A 14,505-nucleotide genomic window follows, 5' to 3' on the forward strand; every position below is an offset into this window, starting at 1 on the left:
GTGCGCACGATCTATCAGAACGAAGTCGCCGAATGCGGCTATGCGTGCCTGGCCATGGTCCTGTCGCACCTCGGCCGTGCCACTGAAGTGCGCGAGCTGTCGGCCTATCGCCCGATCTCCGCCAACGGCCTGACGCTCATGGATTTGTACGACGTTGCCGTGGATTTCGGCCTGTCGGTGCAGCCGTATCGATTCGACCCCGCGAATTTGTCAGAGCTTTCGCGCGGATCGATCGTCCACTTCGGCGGGGCGCATTTCGTGGTGTTCGAGAAGGTTGTCCGCGGCTACGTGCACCTCATCGATCCGGCCTCCGGTCGCCGGCGCGTGACCAGGGAAACTTTCACGACGAATGTCTCCGGCTACTTGCTCGAGTGCACGGCGACACCGCAGATGCAGCGCATCCGGGCCAAGTCCGGCGTGCCAGCAGCGTTGGCTCGCGTGCGCTCATGCAATCCGCAACTCGGCGCGCAAATCGCAAAGGTGATGTTCGTCGCGCTGGGCGGTCAGTTCGCCATCCTGGCGATGCCCTACCTCGGCAATCTCGTACTCGACCAGGTCGTGGCCACTGACAACCTGAACCTGTTGAACGTGTTGGCCTTAACCTTCGCCAGCATCTTTGTCATTGGCGCGCTGAGCCAGTTCGTCCAGAGCTACCTCGTCGAACTGTTGTACGGTTTGGCGCAGATCAACATGACAGCAGGGTTGCTCGGGCATCTCTTGCGCAATCCCATCCCTTGGTTCGAGAAGCGCAACGTGGGCGATTTGTTCGCCCGGATTAAGGCGCAGGATGAGATCAGCGCGTATGCAACGCGAACTCGCATCTCGCTGTACATCGACTTGGCGGCAGCCGCGCTCGCGCTGGTGCTGATGCTTGTCCAGAGTTGGCAGCTGACGATCGTAGCGCTCCTGATCTTTGCGCTCTACGTGGCCGTCTCCTTCGCGCTCTTCTTGCCCATGCGCGATGCGCACGCGCTCGTGATGGAGAACTCCGCGCGCTGCGATGACGCGCTGTTCGAAACGATCCGCGCGGCGACCCTCATCAAGCTGGCGCAAGGCGAGACACGGCGCACGGCAATTTACATGGCGAAGTACAAGGCATACATCGCGGCGGTCCTGCAAGGCAGCCGGCTGGGGAGCATGCGCGATGGCGTGCTCAAGCTGCTCGACTACGGAGACATGATCGTCATCACTTGGCTGGCGGCGAATTTCATGCTCAGTGGCGTTGTCTCCGTAGGCGTCTTCTATTCGTTCCTGATCTACAAGTCACTGATGTCGGAGCGGCTCGCACGCTCCATCAATGCCGCCTTCGGTTATTTCATGCTGAGCGTGCCGGTCGCCCGGGTGGATGACATCGTCAAGTGCGACCCGGAGCGCTACACGCCATTGAGCGACAGCCGCAAGAGCGTGGAAGTGCGCAAGTTTCAACGCATCGAGATGCGCGATGTGACCTTTCGCTACGGCGTGTCGGACCGCCCGACGCTCGAGGAGGCGAGCATCGACATCCGCAAGGGCGACAAGATCGCCATCACCGGACCATCCGGTAGCGGAAAGTCAACGATCTTCAAGCTGCTTGCGGCCGCGGAGCCGCTCAGCGAAGGGCACATCGCCCTGAATGGCATTGCGTGGCCCAACCTCGCGGTCGACGAGATTCGACGCCACGCGGTTCACATGCGGCAGGGCGACATCATTCTGCACGGGACCATTGCCGACAACGTGTCCTCGTTCGAAGGAAACGCCGACGAGGCGCGCATTCATTCGCTGCTCGAAGATGTCGGCTTGCTCGATGACATCATGCGGTTGCCGATGCGCACGCGAACGATCATCAGCGACACGATGGCAAACGTCTCCGCAGGGCAGCGCCAACGCCTCCTCCTGGCCCGCGCGCTCTACCAGATGCAGCAGCGCGAATTGCTGCTGCTCGATGAGCCGACGTCCAACCTGGACCCGGCCTCGGTGCGGCGCATCGCCGCGCTGCTGCAAAGGCTGGACTGCACCGTGGTCGTCATCACCCATGACATGCACCTGGCATCCGCCTTCGAGACGCGTTACGAACTGGTCGAAGGTCGGCTCGTGCGCGACCGGCGGACAGGAGCGCTGGTATGAAGCTGAGGGTGCTCTTGCTGGCCTTGTCTGCCCAGGCAGTTGGTGCGAACGCTGCCAACCTCATGACGGTGATCGACTCGGCCATCCAGCACGACGCGGATCTTGCCCAGGCTCGCGCAGGCTATGAGGCAGCGCGACAAGCGGTTCCCAAGGCGCGCGCCGCTCTGTTGCCGAAGCTCAGCGCAGGCTGGGGACGCGCCTACAACCGAACCGCCACCGATGGACTTCCGACGGCAGACTATTGGCAGAACGGCTGGACCGTCGGCCTGTCGCAACCCCTGTTCGACTGGACGAGCTGGACCAGCTACAAGCAGGCGGATCTCATCGTGGCGCGTGGCGCGGTCGATCTCGCCGACGCGCACCAGGCAACGATCCTGCGTGCGGCGCGCAACTACTTCGAGGCGCTTTCCGCCGAGGACGAGCTCAAGAGAGCGACGGATTACGCGGCAGCGGTCGCTTCGCATCTCGAGGTGCTTCGCCGCCAGCAGGCCGCAGGCGAAGCCACGGTGATCGATCTGGACGAAGCCGAATCCGTCGGCCAGCAGGCGATCCTGCAGCAGATGGATGCGCAGAACGAACTACGCCTGAAATATCGCGCGGTCGAGCAGGCGACCGGCGTGCCCGTCACGTTCCTGTCGGCTTTGCCGGACACCGCGATACGCCCAACGCTGGAGCCACAGGACGCGGAACGCTGGGTCACACAGGCGCGATCGCAGAACTATGCTGTGCAACGCCAACAGATCCAGCTGCGCATTGCGGAACTCGAAGTGGGCAAGTTGAGATCCGAGCACTATCCGGTGATCGGCCTGACGGCAAACCATACGCCGGCCGGCGCGGCAGCGGGCTATTCGCAGCCCGCGTCGACGACGACAGCGATGCTGACGATCACCGTCCCCCTCTTCAACGGCGGAGAAACGCATGCGCGCCACAAGGAAGCCGTCTCGCTGGAACACAAGGCACAAGCTGAACTCCTGTCGGCGTCCCGGCAAGCGGAAGCTGCCACGCGGGATCACTTCTCGCGCTTCCGATGGAGCCTCGCGCGGACCGACCGGCTGGCGCAACTCGTGGCGACCTCCCACAAGGCGCTCGAATCCACTCGGATCGGGTTCAAGGTGTCCGGCAGGACAAGCGGCGACGTGCTTCGCGCCGTCGACCAACTCTATGCCAACCAACAGAGCCTCATGCGCGCGCGATACGAATCGCTGATGTCGCTGCTGGAGCTCAAGGCCGAAACGGGCACGCTGGACCTCAATGAAGTCGCGCAAGTCGATGCGCTTCTGACGCCCGGTGGGCCTGTTTCGCAATAGTCACAAGGCTCCCGCCAGCGCTGCCGCCAGTGCCATATCAGGCCTTCAGCGTGTTCTTGTGGATCTTGCCGTCTTTCATGATGACGAGAAGGCTGGCGTCGGGATTGGCGAGCAGCGCGATGTTGTCCAGCGGGTTGCCGTCGACCAGCAGCATGTCCGCGTAGGCGCCTTCTTCGAGCACACCGAGCTTGCCCGGGTACGGGTTGCGCGGGCCGGACAGGCCGAGCAATTGCGCATTGACCGAAGTCGCCATGGCGAGGATTTCGCTGGTGGAATACCACTGCGTCAGGTGCGTGAGCATCGTGCCCTGGCGCTTCGCCAGGGCCGGCGCAAACAGCATGTCCGACCCGAATGCCGTCTTGATCTTGTGCTTCTTGGCCAGCTTGTAGGCGCTGTCCGTGCCTGCGAAGACCTGCAGCGCCGCGACTCGGTTGGGGCCGCTCATGGGGCCGGTATCTTCCTCCGAGAGGAAGGGCTGGATGCTCAGCCAGACGCCCTTGTCGGCCATCATCCTGGCCGTGGTCTCGTCCATGAGATGCGCATGCTCGATGCACTGAACGCCTGCGTTGATGGCGCGCTGCACGGTCGTCGGCGCGTAGGCGTGCGCGGCGACGTAGGTGTTCCAGTCGCGCGCGACTTCGACACCCGCGCGCAGTTCGGCCTCGCTCAGCGTGGTCAGATCCAGCGGGCTGCGCGGTGAAGAGACACCGCCGCCAGCAACCAGCTTGACCTGCGATGCACCTTGCGTGAGCTGCTCTCTCACGCGCAGTCGGATCTCGTCGGGGCCGTCGACGATCGCCGCCGCGCCCGTTCTCTCGACGGCGCTCGGCGTACCCGGGCTGCGAGGAAGCTCGCCCAGCGGACGCAGGTCGCCATGGCCTCCGCTGCCGGTGATCATGGCGCCGCAGGGATAGATGCGCGGCCCCACGACCAGGCCTTCGTCGATCGCCTGCTTGAATGCAAAGGCAGGGCCACCGAGGTCGCGCACAGTCGTGAAGCCGCGCATGAGCGTCCGCTCGGCTTCTCCGGCGGCGGCGAGATGGATGTAGCCGATGTTGCCCTGCAGCAGGACAGGCAAGGGCAAGGCCGCAAACAGGGAGTGCCAATGCGCGTCGATCAAGCCCGGCATGAGCACACGGCCGCCTGCGTTGACCACCTGTGCGCCCTCCGGTGCAGCCGGCGTGCCTGTACCGATGCCCTTGATGCGATTGCCCTCGACCAGGAGGTACATGCCGTCACGCACCGAAGCGGACTTGCCGTCGAAGAGCCGCACATTGGTGAACAGCACCGCCCTGGGCGCCGCAGGCGAAGCCGACTGCGCGCGAGCCCGAAACGGAAGGCCCAGCGATGCGATGGAAGCGGCCATTCCGACGACGAAGCCGCGGCGCGACAGATCGGCGTTGATGCGGTTAGTAAGCGTCTGGATTTCCGGGCGGTGGCAAAGACATACGGCGCGGCGCACCACGGCGTCGTCTGTCAGGGATGCGCAGGCGTACATGAGTCAAATTTCTCCGTTGCAATCGATCGAGTCCACGCGACAGGCAGGCGCGTTCATGGCGCCTGTCCGCGCGGACCCGTCATCCTAGGCGGAGGAGGCGATCCCGCCAAGGCAAGCGCATGCCGTTGACAATTTCTCGCCTTTGTCGCTGGGGCTGGCTCGCTGACTGCTGGCTCGCTGACTCTCCGGTTCGATCTTCACTCGAAGGCGACCGTGTTGGCGATCAAAACGCCATCGATCACCTGCGTGCCCTGCACGTTCACCTTGACGCCGTTGGCCAGATTGGCCGCCGTGCCGTTGGAGAACACGACCCCCGGCCCGCCCGCATTCACGGGTTGTCCCTTGACGCGGAAGTCGGAAGGCGACTTGAAGGCGCCCACCGGCCCAATGAGATTGAACGACGCCGGTCCGCCGGTGCCCGGCACGTTGCGGATCTTGAGCTTGGTCGCCCGCAACACGCCGTTCGACACTGTGCCTCCGACGACCACCTTCACACCATTGCCAAGACCCCTGGCTGGTCCGCCCGTGATCTGCGCGGCGCTGGCGTCAATCGGGAAGCCGAGCAGGCGGAACGTGCCCAGTCCTGCATAGTCCGTGATGACGCCCTCCAAGTGAGCGGTCGTCGCATTCGCCGTCGGCACCGGATACCACCATTGCACCAGCATGGCGCCGAGGCGTCCCGGTGAAGCGATGTTGGCCCGCACGCGAACAATGGTGCCGTTCGCAAGTGGCTGGTTATTCAGGCTTCCGCTGAGAACCGCGCTGCCATAGTCGATCACGAGGCCGCTGAGCGTGAAGGTATGGGCCGCCGCGTCCAGGTTCTGAACGGGTCCCGACAGAATGGCTGTCGAGGGATCGCGCTGCTCGATGCGCGTCGCGCGAATCACCCCAGGCCCGGACGGCAAGCCCCAGATTTGCAAGGTCTTGCCGACGGGGATCGCGGAAAGCCCGGACGCGTCGGCCCAGACGGTGGCGTCGTCGGTCGTCACCCGCGTGCCGAGGATGACGAAGCTGCCCTTTGACAGATCGAGCGATTCGACCGGGCCGCGCAAGTCCGCAGCGGAGTCGACCTGATGGGCAATGCCGCCCGTGAATTCCGCGTCGACCGGTCCAGTCACCTTCGCGGTCATTCCCAGTTGAATTCCATTCGGAGCGTCCTCGACGTGGCCTACCGTGGCGCTGGTGTCGTAGCGAAGTCCGTTGACGATGATGCTTCCCGCGCCGTCGACTGCGCCGACGCCGACCGCATCCGCGGTGGTCACGCCGGTGCCGCCGGAGCCCACGCCCGATCCGTCGTCGCCTCCCGAAGCCGTCGTGGTGCCGCCGTTCGTGTTGCCGTCGATACCGCCGAGACCATTGCCCCCGGAACTCGCGTCGCCGCTCGTACCCGGACCCACGCCCGACCCCGAACCCGGAGCGCCACCGGGACCGCCGACGGGGCTCGTCGCGGTTGCGCCGGGGTTCCCAGGCGCCGAAACCCCGAGGACCAGGCCTGCTCCGCCGCCCCCTCCACCGCCACCTCCCCCGCATGACAGCAGCAAGGCGGCGAACAACGACAGCAGGCCGTGGCGCGGAAGGAATTTCGTCATGCTTTTACTTTCGGTGGTTTGGACGGGCCGACCTTCGCCGCAGCGGGCTCAGCCTCGACGTCTTCGTAGAAGGTGTAAATGCCGACTCGAATGCGCCCCCTCTGCTGCTTGTTCGCAGCTTCGAAGGCGCGTCGCATTTCCTGGGTCAACTCGTGGTGAAGGCCTCCCCAGCGTTCACGCGCAAGTTGATGAATCCGCTCGCAGTCGGCCAGCGAAATGCCGGCCGCGAAAACCGATCGCTCGAGCATCGGCGGCTTTCCGCCCACGGTATTCGATACGCCGGCCAACAAGTGATCGCGTGCGTTGTCGCCAAGGAAGGCGAGCATGGCCTTCAGGTCGCCGACGGGCACGAAGGCAGCAACCGCCAACTCTGCCGTCTCTTCATGCTCGATGACCATGTTGAGCCGCGCGAGCTCATCCAGGATAGCGCGGTGATGAACATTGCCACGGCTCGCACGGCGCGCGAGCGCCTCGAAGGATGGTTCGTCTGCTTCCTGCGATGCAATCGGCAGCAACCGCGCGGCAGGATCGTTCGCGAACATCTCGAGCCACAAGGTCAAGGTCTTGGCTTCGACCGACATCTCGGTTTGCGGCAAGGAGGCGTCAGCCTCTCGCACCCTGCTGGTCACGACTCTTCGGTTCAAGCCGGTCGTGACCGACAACTGGCTGATGTTGGCTTCGGTACCTTTGGCGGACCACGCCCGACGCGCCTCGTCAACCAGGACATCGCGCAGCAATTCCTCGAGGTGCGCGTGCTTCACGCCAAACGAGAGCGCGAGCCTCACCAGGGGACGCAGCACTCGCGCGCACGCCTCGAGCACCCAGCCGAGCTGGCCTTCGCGGGCTTGAACCATCGGCTGGCGCAGCAGCCGCGGAGCCTTTTCGTGCGTGGCGTTGTTCGATGCAGTCCGTTTCATGGCCATGGCATTCAGGCCGAGTGCCGTAGATAGCGATGTTCCTGGGTCCGGACCCGTGAAGTTAACCGGCAGTTACGCATAGGACAGTGACATCAGGCGCTGTCTGACATCAGCACGGGATTCACTATAGGACAAGAGCATTACATCTGTGAAGTTTTCACATTTTTAGCAACTGAGGAACCCATGCCGAACCCCGCCACGCAACGAATGAGATTGATGAGTCGACGAGCGAGGCACTTTGTGCTGGATGCACGCAGCAGAACCTTGACCGCGCGTGAACTCCTCGCGGTCCGCGCCATGAGTTCGCGCAGGACGTGGGTCATCGCGATGCGAGCAAGGGAAGCCATTCATGAGCGGATCGTGCTCGCGTTCGCGCAACGGATCGAAGGGCGCGGCCCGGGGCCGACGGACCTCGATTTGCGACTGTTCGCGCGGCTCGCGGTCACGGAACAGCGACTGAAGCGCGCTTTCGGGAAAGCCAGGGCCCAGCGTTCGTGTGCCGCAGGGCCGGCTCGATGAATCCGGATGAACTTCACACGAGGAGAACCTTCATGACAACTGCCGCCATTGTTCCTGTCGAGTCTTCACGCCGGCCCTCCGACATCGCCTTCGGAAGCATCGTGGATCTTGCGCGAATGCAAATCTGGAGGCCATCCGCAGAGGTGTGCGATGCGTGCAACACCATCAACACGCGCTCGGCGCAACTGTGCAAGTGCTGCTCGCACAAATTGCCCGCCTTCTATGCCGCGGGAGACCACGCAAGGCGCACGCACCTCATGGCTTCCATCTGGCCCAACGCTGCCGCGCCGGAGCGCGCGTGGGCCGTGGATTTCCTGGCCTTCTCGGTGGTGATCGGTTCGCTCATCGTGATCACTGCCTTCATATCGATTCCTTGAATTACCGGGGCCTGGCGGAGTGGCGCAATGACAAAGTTCTGCGAAGCGTGTCACACACCGAACAGGGATCGCGCCAAGTACTGCCGGGGGTGTGCGGGAAAGTTCTCCGGCGTCCGCACTCTGGCGAATGCCTTCGGTCCGACAGAGCCCTCCGTGCCCTTGACGACTGGGGCGCACTTGCCGCACTTGCCGCACTTGCCCCTGGCGGTTCATGGCCAATCCCTGACCGCCGCCCCGGACTCCTGGCAGATCGCGCCCAGGCCCCGGCGCGATGTGCAGGCTCATTTTCCGAAGAACGTGGATGCATCCGTCCTCCTGATGTTGATCGCCATCGTCATCGCGAGCGCAGCCTTTGTCCTCTGGTACTTGAATCTGAAGCACGCAGCGGAGTACAGCCCTGTACCGAAGCCGTCCGCATCGGCCCAATTGCAATTGCCAGCGATCAAGCCGGCGCCAGAACCACCGCCCGCAAGCGCTCCGGCCGTTGCGGCGGAACCTCCTGCCGCGACCCCTGCCGCATCGAACGAAGTACCGGCGGTGCCGCCCGAGCCAAGCGTCGCCGCGCCGGATCCGCCGCAGCCACAAGTTGCCGCTGTTGATGAGGCGACGACGGGGGCACAAACGCACGAGCAACCGCAATCTCAATCTCAATCGCAATCGCAATCGCAATCGCAATCGCAAGTACGAATGGTCACCGCAGCGCCTCGGCACGTGCGCACATCGCGTCGGGACGATGAAACACTGCACGCCGCAGCGCGCACTTCCGAAAGCGAGCGTCGGGAGGTGGTCCCTGTCGCGGTGCCCTCCGAGCCGAGGCCATCTGCATCTGTCGAACCGGCGAGCGCCATCAGGTCCCCGAAGACGCCTCCTGTGCGCCCTCCGGTCCAAACGGCGGCGCGAACTGCTCCGGGCCAGGGCGGCTCGGCACATTGCGATCCTTACAACCCGTTTGGCGAAGCATTGTGTGTGAACGCAGCTCAGGCCTCAGGCCGGGCGCCGCAGTCCGGGTCTGGCGTGAATGCAGCATCTTCTGGACGGGGAGCAACAGGAACTGCGATGTCGAAGGGTCTTGGCGCCATAGGAGGCTTCGCCGCTGCCATAGCCCCTGAGGCCGGCGCAGCCGCGGGAGGGGCCTCGGGCGGCGGCGGACCCGGAGCGGGAAGTGGATCAGGTGGTGCCGGTGGTAGCGGCCCGGGCGCTGGCGCCGGTGCCGGAGGTCCTGGTGCCGGTGCCGGTGCCGGAGGTCCTGGTGCCGGTGCCGGGGGTGGTGGCGCTGGCGCTGGCGCCGGGGGTGGTGGCGCTGGCGCTGGCGCCGGGGGTGGTGGCGCTGGCGCTGGCGCGGGAGGTGGTGGCGCTGGCGCTGGTGCGGGAGGTGGTGGCGCTGGCGCTGGTGCGGGAGGTGGTGGCGCTGGCGCTGGTGCGGGAGGTGGTGGCGCTGGCGCTGGTGCCGGAGGTGGTGGTGCTGGCGCTGGTGCCGGAGGTGGTGGCGCAGGTGCTGGTGCCGGAGGTGGCGGCGCTGGTGCTGGTGCCGGAGGTGGTGGCGCTGGCGCTGGTGCCGGAGGTGGTGGCGCAGGCGCAGGTGGCGGCGGAGGTCCCGGTGGCGGAGGCGGTGGGCCCGGCGGTGGCGGTCCCGGCGGCGGCGGCCCTGGAGGCGGAGGTCCCGGTGGCGGCGGTGGTCCCGGCGGCGGAGGCCCCGGTGGCGGTGGCGGTGGACCCGGCGGTGGCGGTGGCCCAGGCGGTGGCGGTCCCGGCGGCGGCCCGGGAGGCGGTGGGCCCGGCGGCGGACCAGGCCGTTGACCGTTGAACACTGCCCGAGGCAGCCCTTCAACCCCTCGATCTCACGACCCCGCTTTCAGGCAAGCCACTGCACCTCAAAAACATGACAGCCCCATGCCGCCACGTCAAGAAACAGCCCCCGGTCGAGCAAATCATCCCCGGGCCGGTCATACACAGCCTGCCCGAGCAGATCCTTCAACCTCCACATACGACCAGCAAGCTGCGACAAGGGAAGGCTCACGAAGCACTGGCACTGCTGAGGCGAGTAGTTCACCACGCCCAGCAACCACTCGCCCGATGAGAGGTTCCAGCGAAAGGCGATGAAGCTGTCCCACGTCGGATTCCCGGCCCACGTCGGAACGCATTCCAGCAAGCTCCAGTTGCCATCCCGAAGAAGCGGCCGATGCAGGATCTCGAGGAGCCGGGCGTAGAACTGCGCGATGTCTTCGTCCACCGCCTCGACCGGCGCGCGGACCAGATGCGGCGAAATGCGTGCGCGCCGCCCCTCCAATTGCCCTTGGTGAAAGAACCTCATCCCGGGCGACATGAAGGTCACCACTGCCGCAGCCTTGTGAACTTCAGGCGCAAAGGCCGAGGCCGCGCGAGGCTCGTCATGGTTCTCCAGAAAGCGCGCCAGCTTGTCCTGATAGTCCAGCCCCGCCAGCAGATGCTCTCGGACAGGCCGCGCATGCTGCTCGCGCAAACGGTCATACAGGCGCTTGTCATAGGCGTCGTCGAATCCCTCCCGCTGCAGCGTCCACTCCATATCCCAATAAGCTTCCGCGATGAAGAGAAACGCAGGACTTCGAGCGCGCACCGAATCGATCGCGTGCCGCCAGAACGGCGCGGCGCGAATGCCCCAGGTGCGCTCGAAGACCTCCGGCAGCACGAGCATCGCCATATCGCAGCGCACGCCGTCGCATTGACTCGAGATTCGCTCCAGCTCGATGACCATCGCCGCCTGCAACTCCGCGTTGCCATAGTTCAGCTGCAGCGTGTCAGGCCATCCATCGAAGTACGGATCACGGCCATAGGCGAATACCGCCTCCCCGCTCTTCGTGGTCAAGCGGCAGTAGTTCTGCGGAGCGCGCGCCAGATCGGCTTCGCTGCCATGGACAAAGTAATCGGGATGTTCATCCACCCACGGGTGGTCCGGTGCCATGTGATTGGGCACGAAGTCAAGCATCAGGCGCAATCCTCGCTGGCGCATGCGCGCGCGCAATCTCGCGAGTGCGGCATCACCCCCGAGGCCCTGGTGCACGGTATAGCCGGTGATGGCAAAGCCAGAGCCTGCGATGTCTTCCTCGCGAAGGTCGGGCAAGGTCTGCTCGAATTCGCGGCGCCATTGCGGGTTGCTCCGCGAGATGCGTTGAGCGGCAGCGCCCGTCTGCCAGACGCTCAACAGCCAGATCCAGTCGAACCCCATCTGCGCCCAGCGATCGAGTTCGGCGTCCGCGATATCGTCCAGCGTCGCCGCGCGCCCCAAAGAGGCGGACAACCCCGTCAGCGTGACGCGCGTGTTGATCTGATAGAGGGCCGGGTAGCGAGGGTTGGCCACCGCATCACCGCGCTGAATTCTCTGGCCCCGCCTTGCCTCGAAGCGCCCGCGCCGCCGCGGCTTCAGCACCGGGCATCAGCAGCAGGTCTTTCGTCAGCACGGCGTTCGTCTGAATGATGCGCGCAACACAACCCGTCCAGCCGGTCTGGTGACTTGCACCGATGCCCGCTCCCGTGTCTCCATGAAAGTATTCGTAGAACAGCACCAGATCGCGCCAATGCGGATCGTCGCGGAACCTCTGGGCGCTGCCGTGCGCAGGCCGCTCGCCTTCGCTGTCTCGCACGAAGATCCGGCTCAGGCGCTCGCCCAGTTCCTTGGCGACTTCGAGCAGCGTCATCATCCGCCCCGAGCCCGTAGGGCACTCGACCTTGAAGTCTTCGCCGAAATAGGCATACAGGCGCAGCAACGATGTGTAGAGCAGGAAGTTGATGGGCATCCACACCGGGCCGCGCCAGTTCGAATTGCCGCCGAACATTCCCGAGTCGGAATCCCCCGGCACATACGCGACCCGATACGACTGGCCCGAGTGCTCGAAGACATAAGGGTGATCGCGATGGACCCGCGACAGCGCGCGAATGCCGTAGGGGCTGAAGAATTCGTCCTCGTCCAGCATGCGAGCGAGGATGCGGCGAAGCTTCTCTTCATTGACGATCGACAGCATCCGGCGATTTGCGACGCCGGGCTCCTGCGGCAGATGCACATTGGCCGCAAGCTCGGGATGGCGCATCAGGAACATGCGCGCACGTTCGCGAAACCTCGGCATCTTCTCGACGATGTTTTCCTCGAACACCGCGACTGCTGCGAGCGGCAAAAGGCCGACGATGGAGCGCACCTTCAGGCGCGTGGCGCTGCCGTCGGGCATTCGCAGCACGTCATAGAAGAAGCCATCCTCTTCGTCCCACATCTCGTCCTGGCGGTCTCCCACCCTGTCCATCGCTCCGGCAATGAAGAGTGTGTGCTGAAAGAACTTCTCGACGAACTCCTCGTAAAGAGGCTCGCTGAGTGCCAGTTCGACGGAGATGCGAAGCATCTGCTGGCTGAAGAACACCATCCAGGCGGTGCCGTCTGCCTGATCGAGATAACCACCCGTGGGCAGCGGCGCCGAGCGATCGAACACGCCGATGTTGTCCAGCCCCAGAAAACCACCCTCGAACACATTGGCGCCGGTGCGGTCCTTTCTGTTGACCCACCAGGTGAAGTTGGCCAGCAGCTTGGAGAAGGCGTACTTCAGGAACTCGATGTCACCGCTGTCTCCGCGGCGTTCCTTGTCGACCAGAAAGAGCTGCATCGTCGCCCACGCATGCACCGGCGGATTGACGTCGCCGAAGTTCCATTCGTAGGCCGGAAGCTGACCGTTCGGATGCAGGTAGTCGTTGCGCAGCATCAAGTCGAGCTGCTGCTTCGCGAAGTCCGGGTCGACCATGCCGAGCGGAATCATGTGGAAAGCCAAGTCCCAGGCGGCATACCACGGGTACTCCCACTTGTCCGGCATCGAGATGATGTCGTCGTTGAACATGTGCGACCAATCGACGTTGCGCACTTTGCGGCGCTCCGATTGCGGCAGCTGGCTGCCGGCGCCGTGCTCGTCCAGCCAGAGATCGAGGTCGTAGTAGAAGTACTGTTTGGTCCACAGCATGCCGGCCAGCGCCTGCCGCATGACGTTCGCCCGGTCAGGATCATCCTGAACGGTAGGAGGCGTCAGCGACGCGTAGAAATCGTCCGCTTCCTTCAGCCGATTCGCAAAGATGACGTCGAAGTCGCCGAAGGGCGCCGGCAACGCCTCGGGCCCTCGCGTGGTCAACCGCAGCCGGACCGACTTCGATTGGCCCGCAGCCACGCTGAGTTTGTAGTGGGACGCGACCTTGGTCCCCTGCCCTGCCAAATTGACTGCATCCGAGTCTGCGTTGACGACGAAACGGTGAAAGGCGTCTTTCACATAGGCCGAGGCATTGGTTCCGCCGAAGAGGCGCGCGTTGTTGGTTTCGTTCTCGGTAAAGAGCAGCGGGACTTCGGCGTTGCCATCACCATCGCAATAGAGGTAGTACTCGTCCAGCGATTCAAGAAAGAGCGGATCGGTATGGCGCGCATGAACCGTCGCAATCCTGCTTGAGGCAACACGCTCCAGGACCGGTTTGGAGCCGCCACCCGACTGCGTCCACGTGTTGCGGAACCACAGTGTCGGCAAGAGATGAAGGGGCGCCGCTTCAGGTCCGCGATTGAACGCAGTGATGCGCACCAGGACATCGTCGGGCGCCGCCTTCGCATATTCGACGAAGACATCGAAATAGCGGTTGTCATCGAACACGCCTGTATCCAGCAGTTCGTATTCAGCCTCCTGCTTGCCGCGCCCACGGTTGGTGGAAACCAGGTCGTTGTACGGGTAGGCCGCCTGCGGGTACTTGTACAAGTACTTCATGTACGAGTGCGTCGGCGTCGAGTCGAGATAGAAGTAGTACTCCTTGACGTCCTCGCCATGGTTGCCCTCGCTGTTGGCAAGTCCGAAGGCTCGCTCCTTCAGGATCGGATCGCGCCCGTTCCACAACGCCAGCGCAAAGCACAGGATCTGATGGTCGTCGCTGATGCCTCCAAGGCCGTCTTCACCCCAGCGGTAGGCGCGCGAGCGGGCCTGGTCATGGGTGAAGTAGTTCCAGGCGTCGCCGTTGTCGCTGTAGTCCTCGCGCACCGTTCCCCATTGCCGCTCGCTGAGATAGGGACCCCACTTCTTCCAGGGCGCACGCTTGGCATGCGCGTCATCGAGCCGTCGCTTTTCCGCAGGTTCAGTGCTCATGGGAGGTCTCCTGGAGGAACGACCACGATTGGGCCTCATCCCCGCATGTTTGATCAAGACAAACATGGAAGCA

The 14,505-nt window shown here is 64.3% G+C and carries 9 protein-coding genes; 4 read left to right on the plus strand and 5 right to left on the minus strand.

The features are described from left to right. Both AC1DSF_RS21640 and AC1DSF_RS21645 read left to right on the plus strand, forming a co-directional pair. Positions 1-2,103, plus strand: a complete 2,103-nt coding sequence (locus AC1DSF_RS21640) for a peptidase domain-containing ABC transporter (protein WP_478127680.1) — start codon at positions 1-3, stop codon at positions 2,101-2,103. Next, positions 2,100-3,410, plus strand: coding sequence for a TolC family outer membrane protein (locus AC1DSF_RS21645; RefSeq protein ID WP_478127681.1), 1,311 nt, complete (start codon positions 2,100-2,102; stop codon positions 3,408-3,410). The genes AC1DSF_RS21640 and AC1DSF_RS21645 overlap by 4 nt, the downstream gene beginning before the upstream one ends. Before the next feature lie 37 nt (positions 3,411-3,447). Here the strand turns inward: AC1DSF_RS21645 and AC1DSF_RS21650 are convergent, their stop codons facing one another. The 3 genes from AC1DSF_RS21650 to AC1DSF_RS21660 all read right to left on the minus strand — a co-directional run bounded on the left by AC1DSF_RS21650 (position 3,448) and on the right by AC1DSF_RS21660 (position 7,414). Then, positions 3,448-4,908: a metal-dependent hydrolase family protein gene (locus AC1DSF_RS21650; protein ID WP_478127682.1), complete on the minus strand. Its 1,461-nt coding sequence runs from the start codon at positions 4,906-4,908 to the stop codon at positions 3,448-3,450. Positions 4,909-5,105: 197 nt separating this feature from the next. Continuing rightward, the gene (locus AC1DSF_RS21655) at positions 5,106-6,497 is read right to left on the minus strand and encodes a DUF5666 domain-containing protein (protein WP_478183410.1); all 1,392 of its coding nucleotides are present in this window, start codon (positions 6,495-6,497) and stop codon (positions 5,106-5,108) included. Continuing rightward, entirely contained in the window at positions 6,494-7,414 is a 921-nt protein-coding gene (locus tag AC1DSF_RS21660) for a DUF6502 family protein (RefSeq protein WP_478127684.1), read from the minus strand. Before AC1DSF_RS21660 ends, AC1DSF_RS21655 begins: the two co-directional genes overlap by 4 nt. A 551-nt stretch (positions 7,415-7,965) precedes the next feature. On the opposite strand from AC1DSF_RS21660, the gene AC1DSF_RS21665 reads away from it, so the two are divergent. Continuing rightward, positions 7,966-8,310, plus strand: coding sequence for a hypothetical protein (locus AC1DSF_RS21665; RefSeq protein WP_478127685.1), 345 nt, complete (start codon positions 7,966-7,968; stop codon positions 8,308-8,310). 1,162 nt (positions 8,311-9,472) lie between these two features. Next, the gene (locus AC1DSF_RS21670; RefSeq protein WP_478183411.1) at positions 9,473-10,114 is read left to right on the plus strand and encodes a hypothetical protein; all 642 of its coding nucleotides are present in this window, start codon (positions 9,473-9,475) and stop codon (positions 10,112-10,114) included. A 48-nt stretch (positions 10,115-10,162) separates the two neighbouring features. Here AC1DSF_RS21670 and AC1DSF_RS21675 read toward each other — a convergent pair whose 3' ends face one another. Both AC1DSF_RS21675 and AC1DSF_RS21680 read right to left on the minus strand, forming a co-directional pair. Next, on the minus strand, positions 10,163-11,644 hold the full coding sequence (locus AC1DSF_RS21675; protein WP_478127687.1) for an alpha-amylase family glycosyl hydrolase: 1,482 nt from the start codon (positions 11,642-11,644) through the stop codon (positions 10,163-10,165). A 4-nt stretch (positions 11,645-11,648) separates the two neighbouring features. Further along, the gene (locus tag AC1DSF_RS21680) at positions 11,649-14,432 is read right to left on the minus strand and encodes an MGH1-like glycoside hydrolase domain-containing protein (RefSeq protein ID WP_478127688.1); all 2,784 of its coding nucleotides are present in this window, start codon (positions 14,430-14,432) and stop codon (positions 11,649-11,651) included. Positions 14,433-14,505 lie beyond the last annotated feature (73 nt).

Source organism: Variovorax sp. 01N429 (assembly GCF_056399425.1).